We start from the raw sequence: 15,400 nt of genomic DNA on the forward strand, positions 1-15,400 counted from the left end.
GATCTATTCACCTACCTCTGCCTGGGTCAGCTTCGCCCGGATCTGCTGCTTGAGAACCTTGCCGGCGTCGTTCTTGGGCAGCGCATCCCAGAACGCCACCTGCTCGGGGGCTTTGAACGGCGCAACCCCGCGCTGAGCCAGCATGGCGCGCAACTCGGCCACGCCGGGAGGGGTCGGTCCGGCCGGCACGATCACCGCGCAGGCGCGCTCACCGGTACGCGGGTCGGGGATTCCGACCACAGCGACTTCGCCGATCTGCGGGTGCCCGGCGAGAATGTCCTCCACCTCGCGCGCGGAGATGTTCTCCCCATTGCGGATGATCACGTCCTTGAGTCGGCCGGTGACGAGCAGGTAATCCTCATCGACCCACCGGCCGAGATCGCCGGTGGCGAAATAGCCCTGCGCGTCGAAGCAGTCACGTTCGTCCTCGGGGTGCTGGTAGCCCACCAGCATCTGCGGGCCGCGAACACAGATCTCGCCCTCGCCCGGCGGTGCATCGGGGCGGGGGACCAGCTTGATATCGGCTATCCCGGCCCGGCCGTCGGTTTCCGCGGCGTGGGAAAGATCGTGGGGCCCCAGCGATCCAACGGTGGCGACCGGTACCTCGCTGGATCCGTAGACCCGGGTGACGGTCGCGGTGTGAAAGTACTCGGCCGCCTCGCGGATCAGTGCTGCCGGAACCGACGCACCGCCGCAGACGAACAGCTTGAGGTCGGGAAGTCGGGTACCGGAGTCGCGGGCGGCGGCGAGCAGTTGGCGCAGAAACGGCGTCGCCCCGGCCACATGGGTGCAGCGTTCGGCGAGCATGAGTCCCACCGCCGCCTCCGGGTTCCAGATGTCCATCAGCACGGCGGTGCAGCCGAGCAGCAGCGGGGCCTCGAACGCATAGATCGAGCCACCGATGTGGGCGATGGGCGACGGCACCAGAAAGGTGGCCCCGCTCTGCATCCTCCAGTGCCGACCCAGCTGGTGCATCAGGGCGTTGATCGAATTATGGCTGTGCAGGACGCCTTTCGGGCGGCCGGTGGTGCCCGAGGTGTAGAGCAGAAGTCGTGTCGCGTCGGGATCCAGGGTCGGCAGCGTGACGGGATGCCGGGGGGTGTTCAACAGGCTGGGATAGGCGGTGTGGTCGGAGGAAGAGCCGCGCACCAGCACCACTTCGGGTGGCTCGGAAAGTGCGGCGGTCACCCGGGTCAGCATCGCGGGGTAGTCGTGGCCGCGGAACTGCGCTGGCGCGAAGAGCATACGAGCGCCCGAGTCGGCGAGAATAAACCGCAGCTCCGCGTCGCGCAGCGACGGCAGGATCGGATTGACGACCATCCCGGCCATCGTGGCGGCCAGATACACCACGGCCGCCTCGTGCCAGTTCGGCAGCATGAACGACACGACACTGCCCCCGGGCATCCGCGCCCGCATCGCCGCGGCCAACGCCGTCGCCCGGCTGTGCAGCTGCTCGCAGTTCAGCCTGGTGGCGCCGTCGACCAGCAGAACCCGCTGCGGGGTCTGCTGCGCGGCGGTCTGCAGACTGTCGGCCAGGGTGGTCGAGACCCACAGGCCCGCAGCGTATGCGGCGGCGGCCCGGTCGGCGGTGATGTGCGCGGTCACGGGCCGCTCGGCTCGGTCACCCGGTGCAGCGTCATCGAGTACCGGTAGTCGTCGCCGGCATGGGTGTTCACCGTCACCTGCGCGATCTCGCCCTCGGAGGTGGTGTAGCGACGCTGCATCTGCAGCCCGGCGGTACCGGGTGCGGCGGCCAGCGCCGTCGCGAGCTCGGGGCTGATGATCACCGCGCGGATGTGTTGGCGTACTTCGACGACGCTGACCCCGAACACATCTTCGATCAGGGGGAAGATCGGCCCGGAATGCCGCTGCAGCAGTCGGCCGACTCCGGCGAAGGTCCGGTTGATGTAGTACTCGGTGCGGCAGATCGGTGCGGCATGCCCCGCGGTACGGCGGTTGCCGCGCACGGCCAGCCACTCGGTGCCCGCGGGCAGACCGGTGCGCGCGGCGGTCTCGGCATCCAGGGTGAGCATCGCATTGGAGTCGATCTCGAATTCCGCACCGGCGGCGAAGGCCACCAGGTCGTCGATCGACACCACGTCTTGGGCATAGCGGTTGGTGGCGGCGCGGGGGATGACCACCGTGCCCGCGCGCGGACGGGAGATCACGAGGTTGTCCTCCCGCAGCCGGCGCAGCGCTTCACGGACGGTGTAGCGGCTGACGGAGAACCGTTCGCACAGCTCGTGTTCGGTGGGAAGTTGCGAGCCGATCGGATAGACCCCGTCGGCGATCTCCTTGCGCAACACCCGCGCGACGCGCAGGTAGCGGTGGTCGGTCACGGACCGACCGGTTGCAGGGCCAGCACGCTGCCGTCGCCGTCGGCCGAGACGAACAGGGTGCCGTCGGCTGTCCGGGTGATGCCGGCGAATGGGCCCTGCGGGCCGGAGAACGGCGGCATGCCATTGAGCGGCTTGGGCGCCACGCCCGGTGGTGGGCCGACCGGCAGCCCGTCGGCGAGCGCCTGCCGCGCCCCGGTGTCGAGATCGACGGCCAGTACCTGGCGGGTTCCGGCGTCGACGACGTAGAGGGTGCGGCCGGCCAGCGCGATGCCTTGCGGTCGAACGAGTCCGTCGACCACCGTGTGGACCGCTGACCCGCTGACCCGCACCACCCGACCCGCGCCGGATTCGGCCACCAGGCAGGTTCCGTCATCGGCGATCTCCACCCCGACCGGCCCGGACAATCCCTGCGCCACCACCTCGACCGCGCCGGAGCGCACGCCCAGCACCCGGCCGGTGCCGAACTCGGTGATCACCACGCCGCGGGGATCCGCCGCCACGCCGTAGAGCTGGTCGAGACCGTCGACCAGCACCTCGCTGGATGACTGCGCCGGCCGGTAGCGACTGACCTGCCCGCCGGAGGTGGTGACCACGAACTCGTCGGGGCCGATCGCCGTCACGCCGCGCACGAAGCCCGGATAGCCCGGGCTGAACAGCATGCCGAGGGTTTCCAGGCGGCCGCCTTCGCCGACGGCGTAGAAGTAGGTGCCGTCGGCCACGTAGAGCCTGCCGGTGCCGTCCACGGTGAGATCCAGCGGCCAGTTCAGTCCGCCGGGAAGCACCGTCGACACTTCTCCGCTCGAACTGATCGCACTGATCTCGCCGCTGAAGTTGGAGACGAACAGCCGGCCGTCCGCGAACGTGCAGTTGTCCAGGCCGGGGCGTAGCTGGGCCAGCACGGTGCGCTCACCGGTGCGCGGATCGATGCGCAAGACCTGCCCACTGGCGGCCTGGGTGGACACGATGAAACCGTCGGCGTCGAACTTCACCGAGTCCGGCACGCCCAGCTCTGCGGCGACCCGTTGCGGGGCGGCGTCGGCGGCGAAGGGGTCGATCCGCCAGATCTCGTTGGCGGTCATCACCGGGAAGTACAGCAGCCCGTCGGGCCCGACCTCCATGGCGTTGGGTGACGGCAGGTTCTCGGCGATGATGCGGGCGGCGCCGGTGGCCCGGTCGAGTTCCATCAGCCGGCCGCCGTCACGGCACTCGCCGACGAACAACCGGTCGTGATGCACCGTGATGCCGTTGGCGCAGGGCAGGTCGTCGCGCAGTGTGCGGCTTCGCCCCGCGGCGTCGAGCGCACTGACCCGGGCGTCCATCACCTCGGTGGCGTACAGCGTGCCGTAGGAGTCGAACGCGACATCGTCGGGCGCGACAAGGTCTCCGCCGCGTGCGCTCACGACCCCCAACTCGCCGGTGGACACGTTCAGGGCGCTGACCTGGCTGCCGGTCACCTGCGCGACATAGACCCGCCCGTCGGGGCCGGTCCGCAGCCCGTTGGCGCCGAACAGCCGACTCGGTTCGGTGACCCGCTGCAGCTGCCAGCCCGGAGCGACCGAGGGGGCCCCGGCCGCCTCGCGAGCCAGTGGCACGACATCCGTCATGACACCGGACGCTATCAAGCCCCGTTAGTCCAGACAATAGTCGGCGATGGCGGCCCGATGCGGCCTTGACGCACGAATAACCGCTGCGGAATAGTGTTCTGAAATACGCAGAACGGAGTATTTTGTCCGAACAAATCACGTCTGGTGGTAGCGGGGAAGCCCCGGCGCGCGGGCCGCTGAGCGGGGTGCGTGTAGTCGATCTGACGACCATGGTGATGGGCCCGTACTGCACGCAGATCATGGCGGACATGGGCGCCGACGTCATCAAGGTCGAACCGCCCGAAGGCGACCCCACCCGCTACATCTCGGCTGGTCCCGCCCCCGACATGAGTGGGGTCTTCGTCAACGTCAACCGCGGAAAACGCAGCGTTGTGCTGGATCTGCGCAGCGCGCCCGGACAGGCCGCGATCACCGCACTGATCGGCCGGGCGGACGTGTTCATCCATTCGATGCGGGCCAAGGCCGTGGCGAAGCTGGGCCTGGGCTACGCCGAGGTCGCCGCGGTCAACCCGGGGATCGTCTACACCAACTGCTACGGCTACGGTCGCCGCGGCCCGGCTGCGGATCGCCCGGCCTACGACGACACCATTCAGGCCCAGTGCGGACTGCCTGCCGTCCAAGAGCAACTGACCGGCCGGGCCGACTACGTCGGCACCATCATGGCCGACAAGATCGCCGGGCTGACCGCCCTGTACGCCACCATGATGGCGCTGTTCCACCGGGAACGGACCGGGCAGGGCCAGGAAGTCGAAGTCGCCATGTTCGAGACCATGGCCTCCTTCATGCTCGTCGAACACGCCAACGGCGCGATGTTCGACCCGCCGCTGGGCCCGGCCGTCTACCCCCGCACGGTCGCGCCCAACCGACGCCCGTACGCCACCAGCGACGGCCAGATCTCGGCGCTGATCTACAACGACAAACACTGGAACGCCTTCATCGGCGCGGTGCGGCCGCCCTGGGCCGGCGAGCAGTACGCCACCCTGGCGCAGCGGGCCCGCCAGATCGACACCATCTACGGCCTGGTGGCGCAGACCATGAAGGAGCGCACCACCGCCCAATGGCTGGCGCTGTTCGAGGAGTTGGAGATCCCCGCCGCCCCGTTGAACTCCCCGGGGGCACTGTTCGACGATCCGCACCTCAACGCGGTGGGCCTGTTCGAGACGGTGGACACCCCCAACGGCCCGGTCCGCTTCCCCGGCGTGCCGACCTGGCTGTCGCGGACCCCCGGCCGGGTCACCGGTGCCGCACCGGAACTCGGTGCGCACACCGAGGCGGTCTTCGCCGAACTCGGCATCGGGGGGGAGTCGGCATGACCCTGGACTTCGACATGGGGCCGCGCGCCGCCGAGCTGCGGAGCCAGCTGCGTGAGCTGATCGAACGGGAGCTGCCCCCGCGGTTCCCGGGCGCATTCACCGACGACCCCGCTGACCTCGCTGCGGCGCAACGGTTCTGCCGGGCGTTGGCGGAGCAGGAGCTGCTGTGCCTGTCCTGGCCGCAGGAGTTCGGCGGGGCGGGCGCCTCGGTGTGGGAGCAGACCGTGGTGCGTGAGGAGATGTGGGCGCACCACGAGCCGCGCGGCGCGCAGTACATGGGGGTGAACTGGGTCGGCCCGATCCTCATGCGGCATGGCACCCCCGAACAACAGCACCGGCACCTGCCGCCGATCGCGGCCGGTGAGGTGATCTGGTGCCAGGGGTTCTCCGAGCCCGAAGCCGGTTCCGATCTGGCTTCGCTGCGCACGTACGCCCGCCGCGACGGTGACGGCTGGCTGATCAACGGCCAGAAGATCTGGACCTCGTACGCGACCATGGCGCAGTGGTGTTTCCTGCTGGTGCGCACCACCCGCGTCGGGGAAGGGTCCGTCACCAAAAAGCAGCAGGGCCTGACCGTGTTCCTGGTCCCGATGGACGACCCCGCCATCACCGTGCGCCCGCTGGGCACCATGATGGGCCCGCACCACCTCAACGAGGTCTTCTTCGATGACCTGCGCGTCACCGATGCCGACGTCCTCGGTGAGGTCGACGCGGGCTGGTCCATCGTGGCCGACGTGATGGCGTTCGAACGGGTCGGAATCGCCCGCTACGCGCGCTGCGAACGCCTGCTGGCCGCGGCGCCGCACGCGCTCGGGCAGCGTTGGGATGCCCTGCCGGCAGAGCTGATCGCCCGGTGGGTGCGGATGTTCACGCACTGCCGACGTGCCCGGCTGATGGCGTATCGGGTGGTGTCCCTGCAAGCCGGTGGCCGGGTTGCTCCCGGCGATGCGGCCGCCTACCGGATCGCCGTCACCCGGCTGGACCACGAGAGCGCGGAGGTGCTGATGGAGATCACCGCCGAAGCGCCCGCCACTCCGCTGGCCCAATGGTTTCGCCAAGAGGTCGAAGACCACTGGCGCTACTCGCAGGCCGCCACGGTGTCCTCGGGAAGCATTGAGATGCAGCGCATCCTGCTCTCACGTGCCCTGCTGGCGGCGCCGCGATGAACCTCGAGCTGGGCAGCGAAGCGCAAGAGTACGGGCGGGCGGCGCGCCGCGCCTTCGAAGCCGCCGGCGGCGACGAGCTGGTGCTGCGTGCCGACGCCGACCCGGGACTGCGGGAGCACCTGGTGGGGCCGGTCCTGCGGGAGTTGGGCGCCTTGGAACTCCACCCCCGCGCCGATGCCGCCGAACTGGAGGCGGCCGCCGCCCTGTGCCGCAGCGCCGGGTACTGGGCGCTGCCCTACCCGGTGGCCGAATGTCTTTCCGCGCCGGCTGATCTCGACGTCGACGGATTGATCGTGGTGGCCGAGCACGCCCCTGCCGGGGCGGTTGCCGGACTGACCAAGCGCTGGGCGACCGTCACCCTGGCCGGCGTGCGCAGCACCGTGGTGGCACAGTCGCCGCCCCGGCCGGCCCTGGTGGCGGAGCTGACGCTGGCCGACCTCGACAGCGCCGGCGCCGGCGACATCGCCCTGGCACTGGCCCTGCCCTGCTGGACGCTGCTGGGGATGCTGGACCGGGCCATGGATCTGACCGTCTCGCATGTACGGCTGCGGGAACAGTTCGGTCAGGCACTGTCGACGTTCCAGGGCGTGCAGTTCCAACTCACCGACGCCGAGGTGGAGCGCGCCGGGCTGGACATGCTGGCCAAATACGCGCTGTGGAGTATCGCGACCGGGCGCCCTGAAGCCGTCGATGACGCACTGGCGCTGCGATCGGTGGCGCTGGAGGCCGCCGAGGTGGTGTTCCGCGTCTGCCACCAGCTGCACGGCGCAGTGGGGTTCTGCGACGAGACCGCGCTGTCGTGGCTGTCGCGCTACAGCCAGCCCCTGCGGCGCCTGCCCTGGGGACTCACGGCCACCCGCGACCGGCTGGTCCGCCGCGCCCCGCGTACCGGGCTGACGGGAATCTACGCATGAGATACCAGCTGCCGCAGGAGATCACCGTCAGCGGTGACGGGCCGGTCCGCACCGTCACGATCAACCGGCCAGACGAGCTGAACAGTGTCAACGCCGACCTGTACTGGGGCTTGGCCAACGTCTGGCGCCAACTGGCCGCCGACAAGACGATCCGCGTCGTGGTGCTGACCGGAGCCGGGCGCGCATTCTCCGCCGGCGGTGACCTCAACTGGATCACCACGTTCCTCGACGACGAATCCGCCCGCGACGAGAGCATCCGCGAAGGGGCGCAGATCATCGAAGAGATGCTGCGGTTCCCCCTGCCGATCATCGCCGCCGTCAACGGCCCCGCCGTCGGGTTGGGCTGCAGCGTGGCGGTGCTCTGCGACATCGTGTTGATCGCGCAGACGGCGTATCTGGCCGATCCGCACGTGGCGGTCGGACTGGTCGCCGGCGACGGCGGGGCCGCGCTGTGGCCGCTGATCACCCCGATCCTGCGGTCCCGCGAATACCTCTACACCGGGGACCGCATCGACGCCGCCACCGCCGTCGAACTCGGACTGGCCAGCCGTGCGGTGGCGCCTGAGGAACTGCTGCCGCAAGCCCATCAGCTGGCCGCCCGGCTGGCCGCCCAGCCGCCCGAGGCGTTGCAGGGCACCAAGCGCGTGGTCAACATGTATCTGTCGCAGGTGCTGGCCGGGCCGCTGCAGGCGGGCTTCGCCGCGGAAGTGGCCACCATGAAGACCGCCGAACACCGGCAGCGCCTGCTCGCCTTCGCAGAGCGGGCGGCCCGGCGATGACCGGCGGTTCAGCGAGGCTCGACGCAGGAGAGGCGAAGCTGGGAACGCCGCATGGGCCCGGCGGTTCAGCGAGGCTCGACGCAGGAGAGGCGAAGCTGGGAACGCCGCATGGCACCACCGAATTCCGGCTCCAGGTGCGGCAGTGGTGCCGCGACAACATCCCGGCCGACTGGCGGCGCGCCCAGACCGGGGTGAGTGAGCGTGAATTCGTCGACTTCCAGCGCAGCTGGTTCGCCACCCTGCACAGCGCCGGGTTCGCGGTCCCGCACTGGCCGGGCGAATGGGGCGGCGGGATGTCGGTGGCTGAGCAGGCCGTGCTGTACCAGGAGTTGGCCGCCCACGACGCCCCGCGGCTGGTGCTGGCTTTCGTCGGCATTCACCACGCCGCGGCGACGCTGCTGGCCGCCGGCACCGACGAGCAGCGCCGCCGGCACCTGCCGGCGATCCTGGACGGCGAGATCTGGGTGCAGGGCTTCTCCGAACCGGAGGCGGGCTCGGACCTGGCGTCGCTGCGGACCACCGCACGCCGCGTCGGTGAGAACTATGTGGTCAACGGCCAGAAGCTGTGGGCCAGCGGCGCCCGGCACGCCCAGTGGTGCCTGCTGTTGGCCCGCACCGACCCGCACGCCCCCAAGCGCAAGGGCATCTCCTACTTTCTGTTGGACATGGCCACCCCCGGGGTGCAGGTGCGGCCGATCCGCAACGCCGTCGGCGACAACCATTTCTGCGAGATCTTCCTCGACGACGTGGTCATCCCGGCGACCAACCTGATCGGCGCGGAGAACACCGGATGGCAGGTGGCGCAGGCGACGCTGGGCGCCGAACGCGGCTTGACCATGCTTGAGCTGGCCGAACGGCTGGGGTGCGCCGGATTTCGCTGGCTGGCGCAGGCCGCGCCCGCCGGGGACCCGGTGGTGGCCGACCGGTTGGCCCAGCTGGAAACCGAGATCACCGGACTGCGCAGCATGTGCCGGGAACTGGTGCGCAACGCCGAAGCCGGCACCGCCGGACCGGCGGACGCCTCGATCGTCAAGCTCGTCTACAGCGAGCTGCTGCAACAGCTCACCGACTTCGGCGCCGAGATCGCCGGTCCGCAGGCCCACACGGTGCTCGACAAGCCGTTGTCCAGCGGCTGGGAATCGGGATCGTGGGTGCTGGACTTCATCGGCTCCTGGGAGTGGACCATCCCCGGCGGGTCCAGCGAGATCCAGCGCAGCATCATCGGCGAACGCGGCCTCGGCCTGCCCAGAGAGCCGAGCATGCCGTGACCACAACCGATTTCGCTGAGCTGCACGACGACCTTCGTGCCGTCGCCGCCGATGTGGTGGGCCGTGGACGCGAGGTGGACTGGTCCACCATGGCTGATGCCGGGTGGCTGGGGCTGGAGGTCCCCGAAGCCCTCGGCGGGGCCGGAGCGACTTTCGCCGAGGCAGCGGTGATCTGCGAACAACTGGGCCGCGCCGCTGCGGCATCGCATTACCTGGGCGGCGCGGTGCTGACCGCAGGCGTGTTGAACAGCCTGCAGGACAGTGCGACTCGCGACGCGCTGCTGTCCGACCTCGCCGTCGGACGGAGCCGGATCGCCACCGTGCCCGGAGGCTCCTTCGTACTTGACGGTGCCGGACGGCTGACCGGGAGCGCCACCTTCGCACTCGACGCCGACGGCGCCGACCGACTGGTGGTCCTGGCCACCGAAGAGTCCGGGGACCCGGTAGCCGTCCTCGCCGAGGGTTGCACCGTGACACCCCAAGCGGTGCTGGACGAGACGCGCCGGATCGCCACGGTCACCGCCGAGGGGACCGCAGTCGCCGACTCGGCAGTGCTGCGGTTCGCCGATCCCCACGGGGCTCAGGCGGTGCGCCACCGGGCGGCGGCGGCAGTGGCCTGCGACAGCCTGGGACTGGCCGAGGCGATGCTCGCCGCAACCGTGACCTACGCGCAGACTCGAGAGCAGTTCGGGCGTCCGATCGGCTCCTTTCAGGCTGTCAAACACGCCTGCGCCGACATGCTGGTGAAAGTCACGATGGCGCGCACCCTGGTCCGCGACGCCGTCCGGGCGGTCGCGACGAACAGCCCCGAGGTGGATGTCGCGGTGGCCATGGCGAAGTCCTACACCTGCACTGCCGCAGTCGACGTCGTCGGCAAAGCGCTGCAACTGCACGGTGGCATCGGCTACACGTGGGAGAGCGGGATCCACGTCTATCTCAAGCGCGCCACGTTCAACCGGTCGCTGTTCGGATCTCCGGCAGCGCACCGGCGTCGGCTGGCGCAACGGTACTGAGTCAAAAAAATCAAGTGAATCAAGGAGTTTCGACTGTGGGTGTGCCCGTATATCGCCGGATTCTGGAGTTGTTCGAGGCCGAGGGCGTCAACACGCTGTTCGGCATCCCCGACCCCAACTTCGTGCACATGTTCGTCGAGGCCGAGCAACGCGGCTGGTCGGTGGTGGCGCCGCACCACGAGGAGAGTGCGGGATTCATGGCCGAGGCGGCCTCCCGGATGACCGGCCGGCCGGGTCTGTGCATCGGCACCCTGGGACCGGGAGTCGCCAATATCGCCGGGGCGATGATGTGCGCGAAGGTGGAGAACTCCCCGGTGGTGTTCCTGGGCGGCCAGCGCGCCCGCATCACCGAGCGCCGGGTGCGGCGCGGGCGGATCCAGTTCGTCCGCCAGGAAGAGCTCTTCACGCCGTCGGTCAAATACAGCGCGTCGATCGAATACGCCGACCAGACCGACGAGATCGTGCACGAGGCGATTCGCCGCGCGCTGTCCGGCACGCCCGGACCGGCCTACATCGAATACCCGTCCCACGTCATCCTCGAAGAACTCGACGTCGCCGCCCCGGCCGAGCCGCACCGCTATCGGCTGGTCAACCAGCGCGCCGGCGGGCCCGAGGTCGCCGAGGCCGCCGAGATCATCCGCAACGCATCCAGCCCGATCCTGCTGGTGGGCCACGGGGTGCACACCTCACGCAGCGCGTCCGCGGTCGCCGAGCTGGCTCAGCTGATGGCCTGCCCGATCATCCAGACCTCCGGGGGCACCGCGTTCATCCCCGGCCTGGAAGAGCGCACCTTTCCCTACGGTTTCTCCACCGCGGCCGTCGAAGCCGTCGCCGGCTCCGATGTCTGCGTGGCGCTGGGCACCGAGTTGGGCGAGCCGGTGCACTACGGCACCACCCGGCACTGGGCGGACAAGAACGCCGAACGCAAGTGGATCTACGTCGAGCAGGACCCGATGGCGATCGGGGTGAACCGGCCGGTGGACGTGCCGCTGGTGGGCGACCTGCGCGGTATCGTGCCGCAACTTGTCGACGCGCTCAAAAACAGCCCCCGCACACCGTCGCCCGACCTGGCCAGGTGGATCGAACAGGATGCCGACCAGCTCGCCGAGTTGGCCCAAACCGCACCCGCGGGGCGCAGTCCGGTGCACCCGGCGCGCTTTGTGGTCGAGGCCACGAAGGCTTTTCCGTCCGAGGGCATCATGGTCCGCGACGGCGGCGCGACGGTGATCTTCCAGTGGACCTACTCACAGGCCAAACCGCATGACGTGATGTGGAACCAGAACTTCGGACACCTGGGCACCGGACTGCCCTACGCCGTCGGGGCCTCGGTCGCCGAGGGCGGTAAACGGCCGGTGATGCTGCTGACCAGCGACTCGGCGTTCCTGTTCCACATCGCCGAGCTGGAGACCGCGGCCCGGCTGAACCTGCCGCTGGTCTGCGTGGTGGGCGTGGACCACCAATGGGGCCTGGAAGTGGGGGTCTACAAGCGGACGTTCGAACAGCCTTCCCCGCAGCCCGGCGTGCACTGGAGCAAGAACGTCCGGTTCGACAAGATTGCCGAGGGCATGGGCTGCCATGGGGAGTACGTCGACGACGAGGCCCAGATCGGACCGGCGATCGAGCGGGCCTACGCCACCGGCGGGACGGCGGTGATCCACGTCTGCATCGACCCGAAGGCGAACTCCGAAGAGATGCCCAACTACGCCGAGTTCCGGACCTGGTATGCCGAGGGAACCCAGTGAGAATATTTTTCTCGTTTAGGAATAACAACGTGCAGGCGCGGAGGGGCTGGAGGCGATCATGTCCGGCGGAATGAGCTTCGAACTGACCGAGGACCAGCAGCTGATCCGCAAGTCGATCGCCGAACTCGCGGCGAAGTTCGACGACCACTACTGGATGACCAAAGACCTGGCGCACGAATTCCCCCAGGAGTTCTACGACGCCGTCGCCGGCGGCGGCTGGCTGGGCATGACCATCCCCGAGCAGTACGGCGGCCACGGGCTGGGCATCACCGAGGCGACGTTGCTGGCCGAGGAAGTCGCGCGCTCGGGTGGGGGCATGAACGCGGCCAGCGCCATCCACATGTCGATCTTCGGCATGCAGCCAGTGGTGGTCTTCGGCTCGGATGCGATGAAGGCCGAAACCCTGCCCCGCATCGTCAGCGGCGACCTGCACGTGTGCTTCGGCGTCACCGAACCGACCGCGGGACTGGACACCTCACGTATCACCACGTTCGCCCGGCGGGACGGCAGCGACTACGTGGTCAACGGCCGCAAGGTGTGGATCTCCAAGGCACTGGAGTCGGAGAAGATCCTGCTGCTGACCCGCACCGAGTCCCGTGAGGACGTGGAAAAGCGAGGGGCCAAACCGACCGACGGCCTCACCCTGTTTCTCACCGACATCGACCGAAACCACGTCGACATCCGGCCGATCACCAAGATGGGCCGAAATGCGGTGTCGTCCAACGAAGTGTTCATCGACGACCTGCGCATCCCGGCCGAACACCGGATCGGGGAGGAGGGCAAGGGGTTCTCCTACATCCTGCACGGGCTCAACCCAGAGCGCATGCTGATCGCCGCCGAGGCGCTCGGCATCGGCCGGGTCGCCCTGGACCGGGCGGTCAAGTACGCCAACGAGCGAGTGGTGTTCGACCGGCCGATCGGCATGAACCAGGGCATCCAGTTCCCCCTCGCCGACTCGCTGGCTCGCCTGGATGCCGCCGAGCTGATCCTGCGCAAGGCCACCTGGCTCTACGACAACGGCAAGGCCTGCGGCAGGGAAGCCAACATGGCCAAATATCTGTGCGCCGACGCCGGGTTCGCGGCCGCCGACCGCGCTTTGCAGACCCACGGCGGGATGGGCTACTCCGAGGAGTACAACATCTCCCGGTTCTTCCGGGAGTCCCGCCTGATGAAGATCGCGCCGGTCAGCCAGGAGATGATCCTGAACTTCCTCGGCTCGCACGTGCTCGGCCTGCCGAGGGCCTACTGATGGCCGCCGCGCCGCTGGCCGGGATCACGGTGGTGGCGCTGGAACAGGCGGTGTCGGCGCCCATGTGCACCCGCACCCTGGCCGACTTCGGCGCCCGTGTCATCAAGGTGGAGAACCCCGACGGCGGTGACTTCGCCCGCTATTACGACGACGTCGTCAACGGCCAGGCCGCGCACTTCGTCTGGGTCAACCGGGGCAAGGAGTCGGTGACACTGGATCTGAAAAGCGAAGCGGGACGCGACGTCTTGCATCAACTGTTGGACCGCGCGGACGTGCTGGTGTCCAACCTCGCGCCGGGCGCGACCGCACGGCTGGGCCTGGCCGCCGAACAGATGGCGCAGCGGCACCCGCAGGTGATCGCCGTGGAGATCGACGGCTACGGCAGCGGCGGGCCGCTGTCGCACAAGCGGGCCTACGACCTGCTGGTACAGGCGGAGTCGGGAGTGTGCTCGGTGACCGGCCACCCGGGCGCGCCGGCGAAACCGGGTCCGCCGGTGGCCGATGTGACCTCCGGGCTCTACGCCGCGCTGTCGATCATGGCCCTGCTGATAGGCCGCCGGGCGCAACCGGATTCGCCCGCTCCGTCGGTCGGGGTGAGTCTGTTCGACACCATGGCCGAGTTGATGGGCTACCACCTGACCTACGCGCGGCACTCCGGAATCGATCAGCAGCCATTGGGCATGAGCTCGCCGGCCGTGGCGCCCTACGGCGCCTATCCGACCGCCGACGGCCACACCGTGGTGCTGGGCACCACCAATGACCGGGAGTGGCAGCGGCTGGCCCGGGAATTGCTGGGCCGCAACGACCTTGCCGACGACCCCCGATTCGCCGGCAACGCGGACCGGGTCGCGAACCGCCCGATCCTCGACGAAGCGATCGCGGCGTGGTGCGCGCGCCACGACCTGGCCCACATCCAGGACACCGCCGATGCCGCCGGAATCGGCAATGCGCGCTACAACACGCCCAGCGACGTCCTGGCGCACCCGCAGCTTGCCCAACGCGACCGGTGGCACCGGATCGACACCCCCGCCGGCCCCATCCCGTCGCTGCTGCCGCCGCCGGTGATCGCCGGCTACCAACCCCCGATGGGGGCGGTACCGGGCCTGGGCGAACACACCGACGCGGTGCTGGGCGAGCTGGGGCTGAGCAGCGCCGACATCGCCGCCCTGCGCCGGCAGGGGGCGATAGGGCAGGCTGAGTGCTGATGGCCTCCGACGCTGAACCGCTGCTGCTGCGTGCCGACCGCGACGGCGTGCGCACACTGACCCTCAATCGGCCCGCCCGCAAGAACGCGATCAGCCCGGCGCTGTGGCGCCAGCTGCGCGACGCCCTGCGCGACGCCGCCGACGACCGCGATCTGCGGGCACTGGTGATCACCGGTGCCGGCGGGGCGTTCTGCTCGGGTGCCGACATCGGCACACCCGACGAGGTCCACCCGGCCGAGAAGTTGCGCCGGCTGTCCGATGTCGCGTTGGCCCTGCATGAGTTGGCCGTGCCCACCGTCGCGAAAGTGAACGGTGTCGCGGTCGGGGCCGGCTGGAACCTGGCGCTGGGGTGCGACCTGGTGGTGGCGACCCCGGAGTCGCGGTTCTGTCAGATCTTCGCCAAACGCGGGCTTTCGCTGGACCTGGCCGGGTCCTGGCTGCTGCCCAAACTGGTCGGGTTGCAACAGGCCAAGCGCCTGGCGCTGCTGGCCGACACCATCGACGCCGCCGAGGCGCAGGCGCTGAACCTGGTGACCTGGGTGGTCGGCGCCGGGGAGATCGACGGCTTCGTCGACGACCTCGCCGACCGGCTCGCCGCCGGCCCGCCGCGGGCGCTGGCACAGACCAAGGCACTGCTCAACCAGGGCGCCGACGCCACCCTGGCCGAGGCGCTGGCCAATGAGACCCGCGCCCAGATCGCCAATTTCGCGGGCACCGATGCCGCGGAAGCCTATGCGGCCTTCGCCGAGAAGCGCCCCGCGCGCTTCACCGGCGGCTGGCTGCCCACGTCAAGGAGATCGGAGTAGTC

13 protein-coding genes are annotated in these 15,400 nt (G+C 69.5%); 10 read left to right on the top strand and 3 right to left on the bottom strand.

Going from position 1 to position 15,400, the window contains the following annotated elements; genetic code table 11:
• Nucleotides 1–3: 3 nt before the first annotated feature.
• Genes G6N14_RS01140 through G6N14_RS01150 form a run of 3 tightly spaced genes read right to left on the bottom strand, consistent with a single transcriptional unit; the run spans nucleotide 4 to nucleotide 3,943 of the window.
• The gene (locus G6N14_RS01140; protein ID WP_085134934.1) at nucleotides 4–1,605 is read right to left on the bottom strand and encodes an AMP-binding protein; all 1,602 of its coding nucleotides are present in this window, start codon (nucleotides 1,603–1,605) and stop codon (nucleotides 4–6) included.
• Nucleotides 1,602–2,339: a GntR family transcriptional regulator gene (locus G6N14_RS01145; RefSeq protein WP_085134935.1), complete on the bottom strand. Its 738-nt coding sequence runs from the start codon at nucleotides 2,337–2,339 to the stop codon at nucleotides 1,602–1,604. Before G6N14_RS01145 ends, G6N14_RS01140 begins: the two co-directional genes overlap by 4 nt.
• Nucleotides 2,336–3,943: an SMP-30/gluconolactonase/LRE family protein gene (locus G6N14_RS01150; RefSeq protein WP_085134936.1), complete on the bottom strand. Its 1,608-nt coding sequence runs from the start codon at nucleotides 3,941–3,943 to the stop codon at nucleotides 2,336–2,338. Before G6N14_RS01150 ends, G6N14_RS01145 begins: the two co-directional genes overlap by 4 nt.
• A 176-nt stretch (nucleotides 3,944–4,119) precedes the next feature.
• Here G6N14_RS01150 and G6N14_RS01155 point away from each other — a divergent pair, with 176 nt between their 5' ends.
• Genes G6N14_RS01155 through G6N14_RS01200 form a run of 10 tightly spaced genes read left to right on the top strand, consistent with a single transcriptional unit; the run spans nucleotide 4,120 to nucleotide 15,398 of the window.
• Nucleotides 4,120–5,256 (top strand): CaiB/BaiF CoA transferase family protein, encoded by a 1,137-nt coding sequence (locus tag G6N14_RS01155; RefSeq protein WP_085135074.1) that lies wholly within the window; start codon nucleotides 4,120–4,122, stop codon nucleotides 5,254–5,256.
• Nucleotides 5,253–6,422, top strand: coding sequence for an acyl-CoA dehydrogenase family protein (locus G6N14_RS01160; protein ID WP_085134937.1), 1,170 nt, complete (start codon nucleotides 5,253–5,255; stop codon nucleotides 6,420–6,422). Before G6N14_RS01155 ends, G6N14_RS01160 begins: the two co-directional genes overlap by 4 nt.
• Nucleotides 6,419–7,336, top strand: a complete 918-nt coding sequence (locus G6N14_RS01165) for an acyl-CoA dehydrogenase family protein (RefSeq protein WP_085134938.1) — start codon at nucleotides 6,419–6,421, stop codon at nucleotides 7,334–7,336. The genes G6N14_RS01160 and G6N14_RS01165 overlap by 4 nt, the downstream gene beginning before the upstream one ends.
• Complete coding sequence (locus G6N14_RS01170; protein ID WP_085134939.1) at nucleotides 7,333–8,115, top strand: enoyl-CoA hydratase/isomerase family protein; 783 nt, start codon at nucleotides 7,333–7,335, stop codon at nucleotides 8,113–8,115. The genes G6N14_RS01165 and G6N14_RS01170 overlap by 4 nt, the downstream gene beginning before the upstream one ends.
• Nucleotides 8,112–9,383: an acyl-CoA dehydrogenase family protein gene (locus G6N14_RS01175; protein WP_234808842.1), complete on the top strand. Its 1,272-nt coding sequence runs from the start codon at nucleotides 8,112–8,114 to the stop codon at nucleotides 9,381–9,383. Before G6N14_RS01170 ends, G6N14_RS01175 begins: the two co-directional genes overlap by 4 nt.
• Nucleotides 9,380–10,396 carry an acyl-CoA dehydrogenase family protein gene (locus G6N14_RS01180; RefSeq protein ID WP_085134940.1) on the top strand — a complete coding sequence of 339 codons (1,017 nt, stop codon included), beginning with the start codon at nucleotides 9,380–9,382 and terminating at the stop codon, nucleotides 10,394–10,396. The genes G6N14_RS01175 and G6N14_RS01180 overlap by 4 nt, the downstream gene beginning before the upstream one ends.
• 35 nt (nucleotides 10,397–10,431) lie before the next feature.
• Nucleotides 10,432–12,138, top strand: coding sequence for a thiamine pyrophosphate-binding protein (locus tag G6N14_RS01185; protein WP_085134941.1), 1,707 nt, complete (start codon nucleotides 10,432–10,434; stop codon nucleotides 12,136–12,138).
• Nucleotides 12,139–12,196: 58 nt separating this feature from the next.
• Nucleotides 12,197–13,387, top strand: coding sequence for an acyl-CoA dehydrogenase family protein (locus G6N14_RS01190; protein WP_109559744.1), 1,191 nt, complete (start codon nucleotides 12,197–12,199; stop codon nucleotides 13,385–13,387).
• Nucleotides 13,387–14,592 carry a CaiB/BaiF CoA transferase family protein gene (locus tag G6N14_RS01195; protein WP_085134943.1) on the top strand — a complete coding sequence of 402 codons (1,206 nt, stop codon included), beginning with the start codon at nucleotides 13,387–13,389 and terminating at the stop codon, nucleotides 14,590–14,592. Before G6N14_RS01190 ends, G6N14_RS01195 begins: the two co-directional genes overlap by 1 nt.
• Nucleotides 14,592–15,398 (top strand): enoyl-CoA hydratase/isomerase family protein, encoded by an 807-nt coding sequence (locus tag G6N14_RS01200; protein ID WP_085135076.1) that lies wholly within the window; start codon nucleotides 14,592–14,594, stop codon nucleotides 15,396–15,398. Before G6N14_RS01195 ends, G6N14_RS01200 begins: the two co-directional genes overlap by 1 nt.
• The last annotated feature ends 2 nt before the right edge of the window (nucleotides 15,399–15,400 follow it).

Source organism: Mycolicibacter hiberniae, from assembly GCF_010729485.1.
In the GTDB taxonomy this organism is placed as follows: Bacteria; Actinomycetota; Actinomycetes; order Mycobacteriales; family Mycobacteriaceae; genus Mycobacterium; species Mycobacterium hiberniae.

What these genes read in the sequence shown, in the direction of transcription:
- G6N14_RS01200 (WP_085135076.1), top strand. Translation starts at nt 14,592, where the DNA reads ATGGCCTCCGACGCTGAACCGCTGCTGCTGCGTGCCGACCGCGACGGC.
- G6N14_RS01170 (WP_085134939.1), top strand. Translation starts at nt 7,333, where the DNA reads ATGAGATACCAGCTGCCGCAGGAGATCACCGTCAGCGGTGACGGGCCG.
- G6N14_RS01160 (WP_085134937.1), top strand. Translation starts at nt 5,253, where the DNA reads ATGACCCTGGACTTCGACATGGGGCCGCGCGCCGCCGAGCTGCGGAGC.
- G6N14_RS01165 (WP_085134938.1), top strand. Translation starts at nt 6,419, where the DNA reads ATGAACCTCGAGCTGGGCAGCGAAGCGCAAGAGTACGGGCGGGCGGCG.
- G6N14_RS01175 (WP_234808842.1), top strand. Translation starts at nt 8,112, where the DNA reads ATGACCGGCGGTTCAGCGAGGCTCGACGCAGGAGAGGCGAAGCTGGGA.
- G6N14_RS01150 (WP_085134936.1), bottom strand. Translation starts at nt 3,943, where the DNA reads ATGACGGATGTCGTGCCACTGGCTCGCGAGGCGGCCGGGGCCCCCTCG.
- G6N14_RS01190 (WP_109559744.1), top strand. Translation starts at nt 12,197, where the DNA reads ATGTCCGGCGGAATGAGCTTCGAACTGACCGAGGACCAGCAGCTGATC.
- G6N14_RS01195 (WP_085134943.1), top strand. Translation starts at nt 13,387, where the DNA reads ATGGCCGCCGCGCCGCTGGCCGGGATCACGGTGGTGGCGCTGGAACAG.